The sequence below is a fragment of the Cytobacillus purgationiresistens genome (genome assembly GCF_030813235.1).
Taxonomy (GTDB): domain Bacteria; phylum Bacillota; class Bacilli; order Bacillales; family Cytobacillaceae; genus Cytobacillus; species Cytobacillus purgationiresistens.
Map to the genome: position 1 here is coordinate 47930 of NZ_JAUSUB010000028.1, position 17191 is coordinate 65120.

The window sequence follows — 17191 nt, forward strand, 5'->3', positions numbered from 1 at the left end:
CAGTGGCTATCATTAAATTTCAGGACAATGGAGAAGTTATTTCAGAACAAAAAGACGTAGCAGCGTTTTTAGAAAAACAAGAAGTTATTTATGAAAACTGGGAAATTGCAAAGCTTGGTGATAATCTGCGCGAGAAATATGATCTATCAGAAGAAGAGAAACAAGCGATCCTTGACACTTTTTCAACAGAAATCAAAACAATTTCTGAACGTCGCGGATATGAAGCGGCAGATATCATTTCCCTATCCGATTCCAATCCAAATCTGGACGAATTATTGAAGAATTTCAAAAGAGAGCATCACCATACAGACGATGAAGTCCGGTTTATTGCCAGCGGCCATGGCGTCTTCATTATCCAAGGAAGCGATGATCGTTTCTTCGAGGTCCACCTTGATCCAGGCGACTTAATCTCAGTACCTGAAAACACACGCCACTACTTCACTCTTTCAGATGATCGTAAAGTGGTTGCTGTCCGCTTGTTTGTCACACCTGAAGGCTGGGTTCCTGTGTATGAGAAGGAAGAAGCACAGGCATAGTTTTAAGGGAAAAAGCGAATCCTGGTGGGTTCGCTTTTTTTATGTGAGCTTTTAATTCATTTAAAAAATCGCTCGATACAGACCATTCTTGACTGGCAAACCAGCAACCATTCAATGGGAATCTGATCGATAGTTCATCAATATTAACAAGCTTCGAAAACGGCGTAAAAGGCGAATAGCTTTTAAAACTCTTTCACCCATTCATTATCTTCTAATATTACGCCATTCCCAGCAATATAAGCGACTATAATCGTCCCGTGCTCCATCACATCGTCATTTTGCAAAAAGGTGATAAATTCATTAAAAAGCTCTTCATCCGCTTCCTGTTTCTTTCGTGGAATGGTGATTCGTACAGTAGGTGAAATCTGGTGATCCTTATAGCTATCATGATTATTAGGATCAATCTCCAGCCCCTTCACATCATCACTATCCATGAAGACAAAAAGGTCTTTTAACTCCGCAAATTCCCCATTAAGATGCGGGCCAATTTCCTTTTCAATATCATTTTCCCAGCGATCAACGGTATACGTATCGACCATTTGATCTGTTTCTTCATCGTAATACACAAGGAACTCTGTTTTGCTTTCTTCATCTAGAACCTTTGCGGCATATTCAAATTCGAAATTCCCCAGATTATCAAATAATGTATCATATAAGACAAATTGGCTTCCAAAGTTTTCTTTTAAATATTGATCGGCTTGGTTCCATGCTTTTACTTCTTTTTCTTTATCCGGTTTCATTGCCATATTAAAAGAAACGACTATAAATAAGACAATTGCCGCGAAGACGGCAAAAACACCAATTAATATCTTGATTTGCTTGCTCATCCTTAGACCTCTCTTTATCAAAATGTGCTTGCGCTGTAGTCAATTATACTCCGACTTCACGATAGAATACACATGCACATCTTTTCCCCACTTAAAAATTGTCTTTTCCACCTTCATCCCAATTCTTTCAGCCACCTTGCAAGACGGGATATTTTCCACATCAGGCAAAGAAATTATTTTGTCCAGTGTCAATGTTTCAAAGCCATACTTTTTGCATGCGGACGCAGCTTCTGTAGCATATCCATTTCCCCACTCACTTCTTTTAAATAAATAGCCAATCTCCATCTGTGTAATATCATCTACTACTTGAGGAACAATCCCACATTGACCGAGAAATTCACCTGTTTCCCTATCTTCCACTATCCACAGACCAACCCCATGGTTTGCATAATTGGCTAATGTCCATTCTATCCATTCCAACGTCCGTGATTCATCTTTCGTTGACGGATAATACTTCATCGCCTCTGGATCCGTAAAAATCTCCATTAAGTTTGCAGCATCATCCAAACGCATATTACGAAATTTCAATCTTTTTGTAACGATTCGAATGGTTTCCAAGATAACTCACCTCATAATTGGTTGCTTAATTCCAGACGCCTAACTGTCACCTTGATAACTGCTGTCGTCATCACGATTCTGATAATAAACCAAGAAATCACTCCACCTACCATGTTCAAACAAAAATTGCTTTCTTGTGGATTCATATTGAAAACCCGTTTTCTCCGCCAGACGGATGGAAGGCTCGTTATCGACATTAATATGAAGCTCGATGCGATGAAAGCCCATATCGGTAAAAGCGGCCTGTACCGCTGCCTTAACACTCTCAGTTGCATAGCCATTTTTCCAGAATTGGTTATGGATGGAATAGCCCATCATTGCCCATTGATAATCCATACGCAAGATTCTATAAAGCTCAATTTTCCCTATATGTACACCATCCTCCTTGCGAAAAATGCCAAGCTGATATAACTCATCCGCCTTGGCTAATTCTTGCCATCGTCTGACTTGTTCATTAAAGCAAACTTCTGTGTAAGAGGATATATTTGCCGGCCGTCCATCATCATATTGATATTGTGAAGGCAGACGGCAATCATGCTGAGTATACCAATTCTCATAATCATCATACGTATAAAGACGAAGGATCAGCCTCTCTGTTTCAAGCTTCAAAATGATGTTCCTCCTTTTGGAAAATGTGAAGTTTTGGTGATATAGAAATTGCTTGGGTTTGCTGTATGGCAGTTGATTCTGCGGCATGATTTTACAATATTAGGATGTTCTTGCGATGTGAAATTGGTCTTCGCTGATATCATCTGATTATCGCTGATATATTTAAAAAATCGCTGATATATTGATTTTTTCGCCGATATATCTTAATAATCGCCGATTTAATTACTCAAGCTTCTTTTTTAGATGCTGTCTTTGTTTTCAAAGTGCTTTTTCTCTGTTTTTATCAGCTATTTCTTCATCTCCTGATCTCTATTTACACATTTTTTAGCGCAAGATTGATTTTCGCTGATATAATTGAACAAATCGCTGATATATTGATTTTTTTGCCGATATATCATTAAAAATCGCCGATATACATGGCGGAACCTCTTTTTTAGAAGGCATACATAAAAGGCGGAAAGCACTGCTTGCTCACCGCCCTATATTATCAGATTTTCACTAATATTCTTCCGCGTGCTTCTCCTTTTAGCAAGGTTGGCAACACTGCTGGCAACTCGTTTAGCTCTACTTCCTTGAAAACTAAATCTTCTAGATTTGCTGGTTTAAACTCACTTGCTAATAACTCCCATGCTCTTAAGCGCGTCTCCATTGGGCAATAGACTGAATCAATACCGAGCAGGTTGACTCCTCTTAATATAAATGGAAAAACCGAAGATGGGAGCTTTGTTCCGGCTGTTAATCCGCTCACAGCAACTGAACCGCCATAATCCATTTGACTTAATAAGGCTGCGAGAGGTTCACCGCCAACTGGATCTATTGCTGCTGCCCATTTTTGCTTGCCTAGCGCTCTTATTTTTCCGTCAAAGACCTCTTCGCGTGGGATTACCGTTGTTGCACCGAGTTTTAATAAGTAATCTTTTTCCATCTCTTTCCCTGTGCTCGCTTCTACAGCGTAGCCTCTTGATGAAAGAATCGATACGGCGAAACTGCCGACTCCACCCGTAGCACCGGTTACTAGCATCTTTCCTTTATCGGGGGCTGCGCCGTTTTCTTCTAGACGTAGGACAGATAATGCAGCGGTTAGTCCTGCTGTTCCAATAATCATCGTTTCTTTCAGTGTTAGACCTTGTGGTAGCGGTATAACCCAATTAGCTGGTATACGGGCATACTCACTGTAACCCCCGTCGCGTGATACTCCAATTTCATAGCTCGTTGCAATGACTTCATCGCCTTCTTTGAATTTGGGATCGTCTGATGAAACGACTACTCCAGCTAGGTCAATTCCAGGGATCATTGGGTAGCTTGTTACGATATTCCCGTCCGGTATCCCCGCAAGACTATCTTTATAATTCACACCTGAATATTTCACTTGAATCAGGACTTCTCCTTGAGGTAAATCGCTTATTTGTCGTTTTTTAATTTCTACTGAAAATTGTTCCTCTTGTTTATCAACCACTAAAGCTTTAAATGATTGGCTCATTATTAAAACTCCCTTCCCTTTTTCTGAAAGATACCCTTACATCTCTCTGCAAACCATCAGCATATTTCCATCTGGATCCTTAAATACAAAGTAAAAATCATCTTCAATTTCGGTCACAAGCTGGACTTCATTGTCTTTCATGAATTGATAGGAGGCTTCTAAGTCATCAGTTACAAACTGAATGGCTGGTGTTTGATAAGCAGGAACCGCACCTTGATGATCCCTCCATTTTGGCATCGTATCGAGAATGAGCCCTGCGCTGCCTTTCATTTCCGCAGCGAATAAGTGACCAAAATACACTTCTCCGCCTTCCAAGCCCAGCATCTTACTATACCATTCTCTCGCTTTTTCAATATTTTTAACAGGAATAAACACTCCACCGATTTTATTTTTAACTGGAGATCGTTTCACAAAAACTCCTCCTTCTTTCTCATAACTATTGAATTCTCCACCTCATCACTTTTTCCTTTTAAAAATAGTTAATTTCTCTTCATTAAAGGGAATAATAAAATACATTGTTTCACGAAGGGAGTGCCAGCCATGACAGAAGAAGAAGTGAGGCTTGTTATCATCCAATCGTTAAGGGATGGAGGCCGCAAAAGCTTTCAGGATATCATGAGTGAATTGCAGCCTTATGATATGGCTTATCAATATACACATTTACCGAGTAAAAATAAAAATAAGTTCCTTCTATATTTAACGATTGAACAATTAACAGACCTTATTCCAGAACTGAATCAAGAGGAGCAATTAGAGGTATTACATAAGCTAGGAGTAGAAAAATCAACGAAAATTCTCGATTTAATGGAGAATGATAAACTGGCATCCATCTTGTCCACTCTGGATCCTGAAATTGTAGATGAGCTCATCTCAGAAATGAAAAAAGAAGAATCTGAGATCGTTCACATTTTAATGAATTATACACCTGAAACAGCCGGGCGCATCATGAACAATCGGTTTGTGTGGATTCCGCAGCATTATACCGTAAGAGAAGCAGTTGATAAGCTGAAGGCATTCGCCGAGTTGGCTGAATACCTCAACTACCTGTATATTATCGACGAGGAAAAGAAGCTTGTCGGTGTCATTTCATATAAAGATTTATTATTAAGTGATCTTCAAGACAAAATTGGCGATATTATGTATAGCAGAGTTGTAACAGTGGATGTAAATACAGATCAGGAAGAAGTGGCAAAAATAATTGGGCGCTATGACTTTGTGTCGATTCCAGTGGTTGAAGATGATCATACCTTAGTTGGAATCATTACGGTTGATGATATTCTTGATGTTATTATTCAGGAAGCGAATGAAGATATTGAAAAATTATCAGCATCCGGTAAAGCGATAGATTTTAATACAAAATCATATATTGCGGCATTCCGCCGGTTGCCCTGGCTGATTTTATTATTATTTATCGGACTCATATCAGGCAGTATTATAGATGGTTTCTCATCAACGATTGAACAGGTCATAGCCCTCTCCTTTTTTATGCCGATGATTGCGGGTATGACTGGGAATACCGGGACACAATCGTTAGCAGTGGTTGTACGGGGGTTAATTTCACAAGACTTGAACTTTAAGCAATCTCTTAAGCTTGTCATGAGGGAGCTTTGGGTGGGTATTATTATTGGAGCGATCTGCGGATTCTTGATCTCGATCATCGCTTATTTTTGGCAAGGCAGCTTTACATTAGGACTTGTTGTCGGAAGCTCATTGCTCATCACTTTAATCATCGGTACGCTTACCGGAACAATCATTCCACTGTTATTATACAAATTGAATGTTGATCCGGCGATTGCTTCGGGTCCTCTGATTACAACGATTAACGATATCTTATCGTTACTTATCTACTTTGGCATAGCCAGCGCATTTATTGCACAATTGACGTAAGGATAGATAAATTGATCTATCCTTGTGTTAAAAATATTGGTTTAATTAGAAGACAGGAATATCCTTTTTCACGAAAAAGGATCCTTCTTCATTTCCAATACTTCATACATCGCAATGGCTCGAATTACACCCTCTAAATGCAAATCAAAACGGCGATTTGCTCCTCGATTTTTTTCTTATGCTCCAGCATAAATACCACTCTTTCTCCCTTTGCTTCATCACCTTTTTCAATGATCTTAACGACATTCTTCAATTCGTCCACGCTCATTCCCGTTCTTCTTAACATTAATATCACCTGAATATACTCGATTTGTTCAGCCTTATATTCCCTTCTGCCTTGTTCATCCCGAGCCCCCTCTGGAATCATTCCTTCCTTCTCATAATATCTTAACGCGGCTGCGCTAACACCCAGCATTGCTTCTATTTCACCTATGGAATACATGGTTCTCTTTTTGTAAAAACACTGAATCCCACAGCCAGAAAATTACTGCTGCTGAGATGATTAATTTATAATAGTATGCTTCTCGTAGTATTTCCACATTAAACGAATCATTATAGAACAAATAAAGAATGATTATACCTATTAGGGCAAAGAATAAATAAACAATTAGATAAAGGAAGTTAAACTTTTTCGGCTTTTTATTAAGAATCACCTGTATCGGTACTGCGAAAATTAGAAATGGAATCATGCCAAACAAAGAGTAAAAAACAACACCTGCCATACCCCAATTTGTATCTCCATTCCAAAAGCTGAGAACAAAAGAATAAGAAATGCTTGTTAACAACAGGCTTATGAAATAATACGGTATCACATCGCTAACATGAGATGCTTTCATATTCAAATTTCCCAAAACCATCACCTCCTTTTACGATACGAATACTTTTTCCCTTTATTTTACTTTAGTTTGTATGTCTTTGATATAACATAAAAAAGAGAGTGGATTAGATCCACTCTCAAGATATGACCTCTTTCAATTTCTTACGAAGTTGCTCTGCCGCAATGAGTGCTTTTTGATCCTGCAAGATGTCACCTGGCTTATTGCCTTCTCCGATGATATATCCTGCAAACGGCAGCCCTATAAAATCAAAGATATAATGGAATTGCTGGATCATTGGCAAGCCTTTCATCAATGGTTGATCCCCACCTACAGCTATCACATACGCTTCTTTTCTAGATAATTGATCTTTAAAATCAGTATACTTTGGATCCCTTAATGTCTGGGACCATCGATCAACAAAGTTTTTCATTCTTCCTGTCATGCTATACCAATAGATTGGGGTAGAAAAAATAATTACATCATGCTTAAGAATGCGATCAATGAGAGCGTTATAATCATCTTTTACTTCTTGAAACCCTTCAGATGTATGACGCTGATCTACTATTGGTTCAATGAAATAATCCTTAAGATGAATTTCCTCCACTTCCAGCCCTTGTACAGATTCCTTCGTTAAAGTTTCAGTATTTCCATCCGGACGGGTTCCACCGTAAATCACTGCAATAGACATGGTTCATTCCTCCATTTAAGACTGACTTGATAAGTAGCTACTTCCTATTTTATAATATAACCAATCATCATTAAAACTGATTATTCCGATTGCATTGATCGCAAAAAACGATTTAGGAGAGTGGAAATGGAGATTAAACAGTTAATCACTTTCAAAACGGCTGCCGATAGTTTAAATTTCACGCAAACAGCTAAGATGTTAAATTTTGCGCAATCGAGTGTGACAGCTCAAATCAAAAGTCTTGAAACCGAACTTGGAACCCCCTTATTCGAAAGACTAGGGAAAAGACTCGTTTTGACTGAGGCAGGAAGTAAGTATAGGCTATATGCTGATAAAATAATTATGTTGAATGAAGAGGCAAAGCTGGCTGTTAGTGGTGATAAAGCGACGTCTGGGACACTTACAATCGGAGCCCAAGAAAGTCAATGCACTTATCGCCTTCCTCCCATACTTAAAGCGTTCAAAAAGCGGTTTCCTAATGTTAAAGTCATATTCAAGCCTGCTCATTCTGATGAAATGGCAAGACAGCAGCTAATGGAGGGCTCCCTCGACTTCGCCTTCATTATGGACATCTCGAAACCAGAAAAAGGATTAAGATTAGAGACTCTTGTGCAAGAAGAGATGAAATTGATTGCTTCTCCTGATCATCCATTGGTTCTACAGAATAGTGTATGTCCCAAAGACTTGGAGCAAGAGACACTTTTGCTAACTGAAACAGGATGCTCTTACCGTACTCTATTTGAAGATACCTTTCGATCAGCAGAGGTTTACCCATTAAATAAATTTGAATTTGTTAGTATAGAAGCCATCAAACAATGTGTCATAGCAGGGTTGGGTATTGCTTTACTGCCAGCAATGGCCATTGATAAAGAATTGAAGAGCCGAGTAATGGAAGAACTGCAATGGCGCGGAATCTACTTGCCAATCTTTACTCAAATCGCTTGGCACAAGGATAAATCAATGACTCCCCCATTACAGGCATTTATTGATTTGACACGAGACACATTTAAATCCCATTGATGCCAGAGATGAAGAAAAGTGGGTGGACAAGTTCCACTCTCTTCTATCTTCACAAACCTACTTGTTCTTTGCTCCAAGTCCAGAAACGCTCTACCAACTCATCATCCCCTGCAAGATTAGATATCGGCACCTCTTTTTCATTGTAAAAATAAGCACCGGAAACGCCTTTAACATCTGGATTAGTTGCAAGAAACACAGCTGTGGCTGCTCCTTTTTCTGGAGTTCTGAAAAATGGCACTAGGAGCTTAATGATATTCTTTCCGAACCCTGTATTCCTGTCGACACCGATATTTGTTGCAACAGCCCCAGGATGTAACGCATTTACAGTAACAGATGTGCCTTCCAGCCGTTTGGCCAATCCTCTGGCAAATAAAACGTTGGCAAGTTTAGAGCGGCCATACCCCTTCATAACATTATATCCTTTGTCAAAGTAAGGATCGTTAAAGTCGATTTTCCCCCACTTATGGGCGCCAGAAGATACAACGATCACTCTTCCATCTTGTGTGGCCTTCAAATGATCAAGCAATAAATGCGTGAGCAAATAATGTCCGAGATGATTTACCCCAAGCATTGATTCAAAGCCGTCCTTCGTATGCTGTCGTTTTAAAGAAACAACGCCTGCATTATTGATTAAAATATCAAGCGTCTCATACTTTGCTTTAAAGGTTTCTGCAAATCGATGGATGCTTGCAATCGATCCAAGATCACCAATCATTAACTCTATATGTTCGGATTGGCTTTCCTTCTTAGCTAATTGCAAGGCATTCGCCCCTCTTTCTTCATTTCGGCAAAGCATAATGACATGAATGTCTTTTTTAGCTAGAGAAATAACCGTGGCCAGACCCATACCGGAATTAGCACCTGTTACAATTGCCAGTTTTTTGTTCATAGATATGCTCCTTTCTTTTCAATTTAGAGTTCATATTTAATAAATGATATATAATCTCAGTTATATTGAATGGTGAGTCTTTTTTATAAATATGTAAAAAAAAGAATCCATTTTGAAAATAATTGGTCAAAATGGATTCGTTATTCTTGTGACTTAGTATACAGTTTTCAGCTATTATTTTGGTAGTTTTTTGCTTTCATCTCCATTCACCTTTCATGGCAAAGAAGTCTTTTAATTTCCTAGAGATTAATAGCTGTTATCCATTCCTAATGGAGTAAAACATCGTATCTTCATGTATCAACTGATTGATAGGAATTTCATACTCTCATATATTAGCAGTAATAGAGAATCACTCAGATATATCTTGGTTACGACTGCTCCTTATTTGTGATATAATTACATCCGAATTGCATAGAAAATTCCGCATTGCGGTAGAGGTTCTAGCTAAACCCTCTCTAAAAAACTAAGGAAAAGCAGTGCCATTTCTTAGTGGCGCTGTTTTTCTTTTAAAAGGAGATTTAAGCATGAAAAAGGAAAAAGCAGTAGTTGTATTCAGCGGCGGTCAGGATAGCACGACTTGTCTTTTTTGGGCGCTAAACAAATTTGAAGAAGTGGTTGCAGTTACCTTTGATTATAATCAAAGGCATTCAGCTGAAATCGAATGTGCAAAAGCAATCGCTAGCGAGCTTGAGGTAGAGCATCATATTTTAGATATGAGCCTATTAAATCAGCTTGCCCCCAATGCGCTGACAAGAACTGATATTGAAGTGAAGGATGGAGAAGATGGCGGCCTGCCTTCTACATTCGTACCAGGGAGAAATCTATTATTTATGTCTTTTGCAGGCGTACTTGCAAGCCAAGTGGGGGCAAAGCATATCATCACTGGAGTCTGTGAAACAGATTTCAGCGGGTATCCTGATTGCAGAGATGTGTTTGTCAAATCTCTGAATGTGACTTTAAACCTTTCAATGGATGAACAGTTTGTTATTCACACGCCTCTTATGTGGCTCAATAAAGCAGAGACGTGGCAAATGGCTGATGAATTAAAAGGCTTTGACTTTGTTCGTGAAAAAACATTAACATGCTACAACGGAATGATTGCCGATGGCTGTGGCGAATGCCCAGCATGCAAGCTTAGAAGACAAGGATTGGAAGAATACTTAGAGGTAAGGGCTGTATGAAGGATCTATTCGGCTTCCACATCGTTGATCAATTACAAAAGATAGATATTGATATTAATAGGGACGAACTTAAATATCACAACAAGCGTGTCCTTGTCAGTAAGCAATTTACCTTTGATGCAGCTCATCACCTTCACGATTATGAAGGAAAATGCAAGAATCTTCATGGGCATACATACAAGGTGATATTCGGTATTAGCGGATACACTGATAATCGCGGGCTGGTGATTGATTTCGGTGATATTAAAGATATTTGGAAAAAAGACATTGAAATCTATCTTGACCATAAATATTTAAATGAAACACTGCCAGCAATGAATACGACAGCAGAAAACATGGTTGTTTGGATATTCGAAAAAATGGAAGCGGCATTGCAGAAAACAGACAACTCTCAGAAGTACAGCGGAGCAAGGGTGGAATATGTCCAATTATTTGAAACCCCAACTAGCTATGCAGAAGCTAGAAGGGAGTGGATGACAATTGAGTAAAATACCTGTAATGGAAATATTCGGACCTACCATCCAAGGGGAAGGCATGGTCATTGGGCAAAAAACCATGTTCGTCCGCACAGCAGGCTGTGACTACAGTTGTTCCTGGTGTGATTCCTCCTTTACATGGGATGGAACAGGAAAGCATCTCATTACCCAAATGGAGCCGGAAGATATTTGGCAGCAATTAAAACAGCTTGGAGGCAACGGCTTTAGCTCTGTAACCATATCAGGAGGAAATCCTGCGCTTATAAAAAACGTTGGTGAACTTATTGAGGTTTTGAAAAAGAATGGAATAAAAATTGCTTTAGAAACACAAGGCAGCAAGTGGCAGGACTGGTTTCATGAGATTGATGAGTTAACAATATCACCGAAGCCTCACAGCTCACAAATGATAACTGATTTTAAAGCATTAGACGACATCATTCACCGATTGAACAAACAAAATATGAGTTTGAAAGTTGTCGTATTCAATGATGAAGATTATGTATATGCCAAGAAAATTCATCAAAGATATTCAACTGTGCCCTTTTTTCTTCAGGTTGGAAATGATGATTCCAGCACTACAGATGATACCCAGTTGATCCAAGGCTTAATTAGCAAATATTCATGGCTTATTGAAAAAACAATGGCAGATGATGAAGTGAAAAATGTTAAGGTTCTTCCTCAGTTGCATACGTATATTTGGGGTAATAAACGCGGAGTATAGCCGCCTATTTATTCATGAAATAAATGAAGAGAGCTTAAGATCCCGCTCTCTTCATTATTTTTAGCTGCTTATATCTGATTCACAAAAGAAAGACCTTCATCTTCAAGGGCTTGCTTCAGTAAACGAACTGCTTTCGGTCCAACTCCATGCAACTTTAAAAGATCTGCCTCTGTAACTGTTGCAAGTTGTTCAAGTTGGACAAGCCCTGCTTGTATTAAAGCCCTTGTGGCTGGCTTGCCAATATTTTTAGGAAGATTGCTATTTAATAAACCTTCTGGATTTTCCACTATATCAGTCTCCTTATTAAACTTTGTTCTTACAGTATAACCAAATTGCGTAATAGACTTCATTTAATTTTATTTCAATTTTCAGTATAATGAAAGGAACCCCTTTGAAAAGGAGCTACAATATGGATGCAGCAACCGTCACACTTGCCATAACAACAATGGGCATCATCATTTTATTCGGTGCGATTGTGGCATATAAAATAGCAATCACAACCGAAGCTAAGAACCTCTTCATGGCCATTATCATCAATATCGCTGTTCCATTTATTATATTAAACGGCGTGTTCAATACAGAAATGACAGATGAAGTTCTCCAGCAAGTATTGATAATCTTTGGCGTCTCTATAGCAATTAATACTTTAGCAGTATTTATTAGCTTAGCAATGGGACGCTTGTTGGGGTTCCAATTATCATTAGCAAAAAAATTGGCTTTATTGGCAGCCCTCGGCAATACCGGCTTTATTGCCATCCCTTTGTGTGCCACATTATTCGGCCCCATTGGCGGTCTTTTAGCTGCAGTATTCGATGCAGGCCTCGATGTTGTCCTCTTCAGCCTTGGCGTTTACATATTGCAAAGTGAACAACGCTTTCATATTCGACAGCTTAAAGCATTATTAAATATGCCGTTACTGGCTATTACCGTTGGCCTTTTGTATGTTGTCAGCGGAATGAATGCCCCCGTCATTTTTCAAGATATAGCAGCTATGTTATCAGGTCTTGCTGCACCGCTAGCCATGTTATATATAGGATTCTTGCTTCCTCCTTTTTTTAAAAAAGGGCACGCATTGTTTTATCGGGAGCTATGGTTCCCTTTGCTCATGAAGCTAATTATTTTTCCTGGAATCACGGTACTCATTTTATCTCTCATCCCAATTGATGATTTCTTAAAACAAATACTCGTTATTCTAACGGCAATGCCGACGTTCATGCTGGCGTCAGTGTTATTCTCCCGCTATTCAAATGAAGAGAACAAAGCAGTTATGACGACCGTTTATTCCACATTGTTATCACTTATAACAATTCCGCTTATCACATTATTTGCAGCCTACTTTTTCTAAAGCTGGGTGTTTAAAGGAGACTTTTATGGATTACAAAATCGCATTTCTGGATGTTGATGGAACGATTACACACCATGAAGATGGCAGTATTTCGCAGAATACAAAAGAAGCAATCATTGCATTAAAGAATAATGGAATAAGGGTGGTTGCCGCAACTGGAAGACCGTTATCCATGTGCTCAGAAATAAAAGAATTAGGAATAGATACGTTCATTACAGCTAATGGCGGATTTGTGAAGCATAATGAAGAGATCATTCATCGTGTGCCCATGGATAAAAACATCGTGCAGGAAGTCTATGAATTTGCTTATAAATCGAACCATGGGCTGTCATTTTATACTGAAGATTTCAGCATGAATGGCGTCAAAAACGAGGAAATATTGAACGCATTAAAGCAAACTCTGTCATTGCAGGAATACCCAACAAGCAATCAGCAAATTTTTCATGAAGAGGTATACTTAATGTGTTTATTTGCAACGGACGAAGCAGTTGCCAACTATGTGCAAAGGTTTCCTCATCTTACATTTAAACGATGGCATCCTTATGTATTGAATGTACTGCAGGAAGACGTATCTAAATCCATGGCGATCCTAAAAGTTTTGCAGTATTTTGGCATCGATCAATCAGAGGCTATTGCATTCGGTGATGGAGATAATGATATAGACATGCTGGAATTAGCAGGACTTGGTGTAGCAATGGGGAACGGAAGTGAAAACTTAAAGAGCGTTGCAGATTTTGTTACGAAGAAATCTGGCGAGGACGGAATTGAATTTGCATTAAGGAAGTTTGGAATCATTTAAATGGTGAAGCGCAACCCCTACTGGGATTGCGCCCGTTCACTTCCATACAGACATATACTTGTTACGATACTTACTATCTTCTTCAATTTCAATTAACTCCAGTGCTTTTTCCTTGATTTCTTCATCGTTCGTTTTATCATATAACTTTTTTAGACTTTGTATCATATCAAATCGAATCAAGGTATAGTTCTTCTCATCGGTACAATTGTGAAAACGATCGGCAAAGTGCTCAAGAACCAGCTTTTTTTGTTCCTCTCCAGCTAGAGCAACTCGCCATATAGCTTGCAGGCTGTGACGCGCTGTTACAAACTTAGGATCTTTTGTCACTCCCCATAACGCAGGAAAATCATTGAAGATTCGTTTCTCCGGGTCACTGATTGCCAGTCTGGCAAGAAATTGAGCACCGCGGGATCTCCGATGGTTATCTTTATCTATCAGCCATTCCTTTAATTGATCCCATACCTCATATGCCCAATCAACTTCCTTTTCTGTCTCGGCAATCATTTGATTGAAAGCCTCGTATTGAACATCTTTGTCCTTCGCTTCGAGGTTGTTGAACAATGTCTTGATCGAACGATCTATCATTAGTTTTCTTCCATTCCTTCAAAAGAGATCTTCCCTGTTTCTACTAGCTGTTTCAAACCCATGAACATGAGATTCCAGCCATGCTCTGAACCATCATGGAATTCAACAAGGGCTTTTTCAATATCGGCTTCTGTCCAATTTTCTTCATGAGGTACTGTCATTTCTTGCGTAAATGTCATTTCACAACCATCATCAATCGGTGTTAGCTCCACCGTGATTTCATCCATTGATTCACTAAATTGAGGCATTTTGAACGTTAATACAATTTTATGAGGTTGATCAATTTCAATATATTCACCGATTGCTCTATACTCTTTTCCCCCTCGCTCATCAACGATTTCCCAAGTACCGCCCACACGAGGATCGTTCTTCACTACCTTATTAGTAGCTTCAAGGGTAAATAACCATTTTCTCATCATCTCAGGGTTTAACCATGCATCAAAGACACGTTCCGCAGATACCTGAAATGGTCGAACCATTCTTAAAGTGGTAGTTGAATAATTCATTAATCATTCTCCTTTTTGTTAATGTTCCTTTTTCTTTGCATTCAACAATTCATCTTCCAAAAGGTCAAACCTGTTATTCCAAAAACGCTCATAAAAACGCAGCCATTCTTTGGCAGCATCCAAAGAATCTGTTTTCAGCTTGCAAAAATGCGTCCTGCCTCTCACGTTTCGCTCCAACAAGTTTGCCCGCTCAAGTACTTTAATATGCTTAGATATCGCTGTTAGAGACATATCAAAAGGTTCAGCTAAATCCTTTATACTCCTCTCTTTTTCTGACATTAATTGCACCATTGTTCTCCTAGTTGGATCTGAAAGCGCATGAAAAATTTGGTTTAAGTAGTCTTCATTTTGGTTAACCATATGGTTAAGTATATACGTCTAAAGAAAATATTCAACCGTTTGGTTAAGTATTATTGAAAATTTTGTTATCTTCCCTTTCCTCAATATATTTCATCTGATAGACCCTCCCTTTGTTTCTTCCTGAATAGTTGTAATTCAACGTGTGAAAAAATCTTTTAACTAAGGAGGGACGATAGGTTTGAAAATAATCGCAAATATGCTTGTTCTTTGCGGTTTGGTTTATCAATAAAAAATAATCATTTAATGCAGTGATATGTGCGGATTTTTCGGTTTGATGACAATGAGGACAAATCCATGTGCTATGTTTTCTCGTCATCGGCGGACGTTGGCAATAAGGACAAATCACCCCTTTAATCAATTCGTTAGAGGAGAGATTATATCGATTCAGGATTGGGGAGTTTGATTCAGTTGTTTCACTGAGAATTGTTTGAATACATACATTGAGGTCTTTTTCTCGAACGGGACGATGATTGGATTGAATCTGTTCAATTCTTGTCAGAAGATAATCACGATGAAGAACTTTTTGATTAAGACTGCGGTTTTCTGCCGTAGTGCGAATAATCGTTTGCGGATTGCTGATGACGACGAAAGGAAAGATAGGAATTTGAGGTAAATGCTTTTCTTTAAGCCATTGCCGGAGTAAATTCTCATGGCGGCTAATTTGAATCAGTGGGTCAGGAAAGGCGATTTCCTCTCCGTCTTTTCTACGAATTAATTGATGGAAGATTGGATCAAAATAAAGTGTTCCAGCTATATTTTTCACTTCGATTGCAAGTAAGAATTTTCTAGTTAAAATCAGCGTATCTATTTGGAAGAATTTATCTGCGGTTTGCAAGCGGATATCATGGAAAATATGATACTTGTTTGAGTCTAGGAAGCTTAAAATATAATCGATTGATTTTTCACCTTTATAACCTGCTTTTGCTTTGTTTAAATCAGAAGTAATGATCGGCAGTTTGGGATGATCATAGAGAATTCTGCGGGACAGTGCTTGTAACTGGAGTAGCAATAAAGGCATTTTGCGGGGTTTATGAATCATTTTTTCACTCCTTTGAGAATTTATCGGCGATTTTTTTATTTATCGGCGATTTTTTTATTTATCGGCGATTTTTTTATTTATATCGACGACCTTGAGAATATATAAACTAAAAATCCCGTTATATCGCCGATTTTTTCTTCATCAGTTAAACAAGGCTTCCAGCGAGTGGGGTTTTGTGGTGAATCGGCTAATTTGGCAGTTGTTGTCTTTCAAAAAGCTGCATGCATTTTTTATCAGCGATAATCTGGTTATATCAGCGATAAATTTCAATATATCAGCGATTTCCTTTTTTCCAGTACTAAACTGGGCTTTTCTCGCAGAAATTGGTACCTAAGAACCCGAATTCTACACTCAAACCACCTCTTAATCGACTTTAAAGAAGCAGCTACCCTTTTATCAGCGATTATCTGGATTTATCAGCGACTTTTTGATTATATCAGCGATAAATTTCAATATATCAGCGATTTCCTTTTTTCCAGTACTAAACTGCGCTTTTCTCGCAGAAATTGGTACCTAAGAACCCGAATTCTACACTCAAACCACCACTTAATCGAATTTAAAGAAGCAGCCACCCTTTTATCAGCGATTATCTGGATTTATCAGCGATAATCTTTTTATATCAGCGACTTTTTGATTATATCAGCGATAAATTTCAATATATCAGCGATTTCCTTTTTTCCGTATTAAACTGCGCTTTTCTCGCAGAAATTGGTACCTAAGAACCCGAATTCTACACTCAAACCACCACTTAATCGACTTTAAAGAAGCAGCTACCCTTTTATCAGCGATTATCTGGATTTATCAGCGATAATCTTTTTATATCAGCGACTTTTTGATTATATCAGCGATAAATTTCAATATATCAGC

General features: G+C 38.6%; 22 protein-coding genes and 1 riboswitch. Of the genes, 8 read left to right on the forward strand and 14 right to left on the reverse strand.

The annotated features are described in order from the left end of the window. The first annotated feature begins 2 nt into the window (after positions 1-2). The gene (mtnD, locus tag J2S17_RS22650) at positions 3-536 is read left to right on the forward strand and encodes an acireductone dioxygenase (protein WP_307478266.1); all 534 of its coding nucleotides are present in this window, start codon (positions 3-5) and stop codon (positions 534-536) included. Positions 537-718: 182 nt separating this feature from the next. Here mtnD and J2S17_RS22655 read toward each other — a convergent pair whose 3' ends face one another. From J2S17_RS22655 to J2S17_RS22675, 5 genes are all read right to left on the reverse strand, one after another. Then, on the reverse strand, positions 719-1363 hold the full coding sequence (locus J2S17_RS22655; RefSeq protein WP_307478267.1) for a hypothetical protein: 645 nt from the start codon (positions 1361-1363) through the stop codon (positions 719-721). Between the two features lie 39 nt (positions 1364-1402). Further along, positions 1403-1921, reverse strand: a complete 519-nt coding sequence (locus tag J2S17_RS22660; protein WP_307478269.1) for a GNAT family N-acetyltransferase — start codon at positions 1919-1921, stop codon at positions 1403-1405. A 39-nt stretch (positions 1922-1960) separates the two neighbouring features. Beyond that, complete coding sequence (locus J2S17_RS22665) at positions 1961-2536, reverse strand: GNAT family N-acetyltransferase (RefSeq protein ID WP_307478296.1); 576 nt, start codon at positions 2534-2536, stop codon at positions 1961-1963. Between the two features lie 481 nt (positions 2537-3017). Then, positions 3018-4010 (reverse strand): acrylyl-CoA reductase family protein, encoded by a 993-nt coding sequence (locus tag J2S17_RS22670; protein ID WP_307478271.1) that lies wholly within the window; start codon positions 4008-4010, stop codon positions 3018-3020. Positions 4011-4046: 36 nt separating this feature from the next. After that, positions 4047-4421, reverse strand: coding sequence for a VOC family protein (locus J2S17_RS22675; protein ID WP_307478273.1), 375 nt, complete (start codon positions 4419-4421; stop codon positions 4047-4049). Positions 4422-4550: 129 nt separating this feature from the next. Here J2S17_RS22675 and mgtE point away from each other — a divergent pair, with 129 nt between their 5' ends. Further along, positions 4551-5897, forward strand: coding sequence for a magnesium transporter (gene mgtE, locus J2S17_RS22680; RefSeq protein WP_307478275.1), 1347 nt, complete (start codon positions 4551-4553; stop codon positions 5895-5897). A 133-nt stretch (positions 5898-6030) separates the two neighbouring features. Here the strand turns inward: mgtE and J2S17_RS22685 are convergent, their stop codons facing one another. The 3 genes from J2S17_RS22685 to J2S17_RS22695 form a co-directional block, all read right to left on the reverse strand. Beyond that, positions 6031-6312: a MerR family transcriptional regulator gene (locus tag J2S17_RS22685; RefSeq protein WP_307478276.1), complete on the reverse strand. Its 282-nt coding sequence runs from the start codon at positions 6310-6312 to the stop codon at positions 6031-6033. Positions 6313-6322: 10 nt separating this feature from the next. Continuing rightward, entirely contained in the window at positions 6323-6748 is a 426-nt protein-coding gene (locus J2S17_RS22690; protein WP_307478278.1) for a UPF0715 family protein, read from the reverse strand. A 103-nt stretch (positions 6749-6851) separates the two neighbouring features. Further along, entirely contained in the window at positions 6852-7403 is a 552-nt protein-coding gene (locus J2S17_RS22695; protein WP_307478279.1) for a flavodoxin family protein, read from the reverse strand. Positions 7404-7529: 126 nt separating this feature from the next. On the opposite strand from J2S17_RS22695, the gene J2S17_RS22700 reads away from it, so the two are divergent. Further along, entirely contained in the window at positions 7530-8423 is an 894-nt protein-coding gene (locus J2S17_RS22700) for a LysR family transcriptional regulator (RefSeq protein WP_307478280.1), read from the forward strand. 49 nt (positions 8424-8472) lie between these two features. On the opposite strand, the gene J2S17_RS22705 is transcribed toward J2S17_RS22700, so the two are convergent. Then, positions 8473-9312, reverse strand: coding sequence for an SDR family oxidoreductase (locus J2S17_RS22705; RefSeq protein WP_307478281.1), 840 nt, complete (start codon positions 9310-9312; stop codon positions 8473-8475). Positions 9313-9740: 428 nt separating this feature from the next. After that, positions 9741-9785, forward strand: a riboswitch (PreQ1 riboswitch). Positions 9786-9836: 51 nt separating this feature from the next. Here J2S17_RS22705 and queC point away from each other — a divergent pair. The 3 genes from queC to queE are packed head-to-tail and all read left to right on the forward strand — an operon-like array spanning position 9837 to position 11690. Continuing rightward, positions 9837-10493 carry a 7-cyano-7-deazaguanine synthase QueC gene (gene queC / locus J2S17_RS22710; RefSeq protein ID WP_307478282.1) on the forward strand — a complete coding sequence of 219 codons (657 nt, stop codon included), beginning with the start codon at positions 9837-9839 and terminating at the stop codon, positions 10491-10493. After that, on the forward strand, positions 10490-10981 hold the full coding sequence (gene queD, locus J2S17_RS22715; protein ID WP_307478283.1) for a 6-carboxytetrahydropterin synthase QueD: 492 nt from the start codon (positions 10490-10492) through the stop codon (positions 10979-10981). Before queC ends, queD begins: the two co-directional genes overlap by 4 nt. Continuing rightward, positions 10974-11690: a 7-carboxy-7-deazaguanine synthase QueE gene (gene queE, locus J2S17_RS22720; protein WP_307478285.1), complete on the forward strand. Its 717-nt coding sequence runs from the start codon at positions 10974-10976 to the stop codon at positions 11688-11690. The genes queD and queE overlap by 8 nt, the downstream gene beginning before the upstream one ends. 68 nt (positions 11691-11758) lie before the next feature. Here the strand turns inward: queE and J2S17_RS22725 are convergent, their stop codons facing one another. Next, entirely contained in the window at positions 11759-12040 is a 282-nt protein-coding gene (locus J2S17_RS22725) for a helix-hairpin-helix domain-containing protein (RefSeq protein ID WP_307478287.1), read from the reverse strand. A gap of 59 nt (positions 12041-12099) precedes the next feature. On the opposite strand from J2S17_RS22725, the gene J2S17_RS22730 reads away from it, so the two are divergent. Further along, positions 12100-13035, forward strand: a complete 936-nt coding sequence (locus J2S17_RS22730; RefSeq protein WP_307478289.1) for an AEC family transporter — start codon at positions 12100-12102, stop codon at positions 13033-13035. Between the two features lie 25 nt (positions 13036-13060). After that, a complete protein-coding gene (locus tag J2S17_RS22735; RefSeq protein ID WP_307478290.1) occupies positions 13061-13834 on the forward strand; it encodes a Cof-type HAD-IIB family hydrolase in 774 nt (257 codons plus the stop codon). A gap of 36 nt (positions 13835-13870) precedes the next feature. Here the strand turns inward: J2S17_RS22735 and J2S17_RS22740 are convergent, their stop codons facing one another. The 4 genes from J2S17_RS22740 to J2S17_RS22755 are packed head-to-tail and all read right to left on the reverse strand — an operon-like array spanning position 13871 to position 16324. Then, on the reverse strand, positions 13871-14416 hold the full coding sequence (locus tag J2S17_RS22740; RefSeq protein WP_307478297.1) for a hypothetical protein: 546 nt from the start codon (positions 14414-14416) through the stop codon (positions 13871-13873). Positions 14417-14418: 2 nt separating this feature from the next. Next, complete coding sequence (locus J2S17_RS22745; RefSeq protein ID WP_307478291.1) at positions 14419-14925, reverse strand: SRPBCC family protein; 507 nt, start codon at positions 14923-14925, stop codon at positions 14419-14421. Between the two features lie 18 nt (positions 14926-14943). Continuing rightward, positions 14944-15285 carry an ArsR/SmtB family transcription factor gene (locus J2S17_RS22750; RefSeq protein WP_307478292.1) on the reverse strand — a complete coding sequence of 114 codons (342 nt, stop codon included), beginning with the start codon at positions 15283-15285 and terminating at the stop codon, positions 14944-14946. Between the two features lie 43 nt (positions 15286-15328). Beyond that, positions 15329-16324, reverse strand: a complete 996-nt coding sequence (locus tag J2S17_RS22755) for a nuclease-related domain-containing protein (RefSeq protein WP_307478293.1) — start codon at positions 16322-16324, stop codon at positions 15329-15331. Positions 16325-17191: the final 867 nt, after the last annotated feature.

What these genes read in the sequence shown, in the direction of transcription:
- J2S17_RS22655 (WP_307478267.1), bottom strand. Translation starts at nt 1,363, where the DNA reads ATGAGCAAGCAAATCAAGATATTAATTGGTGTTTTTGCCGTCTTCGCG.
- J2S17_RS22670 (WP_307478271.1), bottom strand. Translation starts at nt 4,010, where the DNA reads ATGAGCCAATCATTTAAAGCTTTAGTGGTTGATAAACAAGAGGAACAA.
- mgtE (WP_307478275.1), top strand. Translation starts at nt 4,551, where the DNA reads ATGACAGAAGAAGAAGTGAGGCTTGTTATCATCCAATCGTTAAGGGAT.
- J2S17_RS22685 (WP_307478276.1), bottom strand. Translation starts at nt 6,312, where the DNA reads ATGCTGGGTGTTAGCGCAGCCGCGTTAAGATATTATGAGAAGGAAGGA.
- J2S17_RS22695 (WP_307478279.1), bottom strand. Translation starts at nt 7,403, where the DNA reads ATGTCTATTGCAGTGATTTACGGTGGAACCCGTCCGGATGGAAATACT.
- J2S17_RS22700 (WP_307478280.1), top strand. Translation starts at nt 7,530, where the DNA reads ATGGAGATTAAACAGTTAATCACTTTCAAAACGGCTGCCGATAGTTTA.
- J2S17_RS22705 (WP_307478281.1), bottom strand. Translation starts at nt 9,312, where the DNA reads ATGAACAAAAAACTGGCAATTGTAACAGGTGCTAATTCCGGTATGGGT.
- queC (WP_307478282.1), top strand. Translation starts at nt 9,837, where the DNA reads ATGAAAAAGGAAAAAGCAGTAGTTGTATTCAGCGGCGGTCAGGATAGC.
- queD (WP_307478283.1), top strand. Translation starts at nt 10,490, where the DNA reads ATGAAGGATCTATTCGGCTTCCACATCGTTGATCAATTACAAAAGATA.
- J2S17_RS22725 (WP_307478287.1), bottom strand. Translation starts at nt 12,040, where the DNA reads ATGAAGTCTATTACGCAATTTGGTTATACTGTAAGAACAAAGTTTAAT.
- J2S17_RS22730 (WP_307478289.1), top strand. Translation starts at nt 12,100, where the DNA reads ATGGATGCAGCAACCGTCACACTTGCCATAACAACAATGGGCATCATC.
- J2S17_RS22735 (WP_307478290.1), top strand. Translation starts at nt 13,061, where the DNA reads ATGGATTACAAAATCGCATTTCTGGATGTTGATGGAACGATTACACAC.
- J2S17_RS22745 (WP_307478291.1), bottom strand. Translation starts at nt 14,925, where the DNA reads ATGAATTATTCAACTACCACTTTAAGAATGGTTCGACCATTTCAGGTA.
- J2S17_RS22750 (WP_307478292.1), bottom strand. Translation starts at nt 15,285, where the DNA reads ATGGTTAACCAAAATGAAGACTACTTAAACCAAATTTTTCATGCGCTT.
- J2S17_RS22755 (WP_307478293.1), bottom strand. Translation starts at nt 16,324, where the DNA reads ATGATTCATAAACCCCGCAAAATGCCTTTATTGCTACTCCAGTTACAA.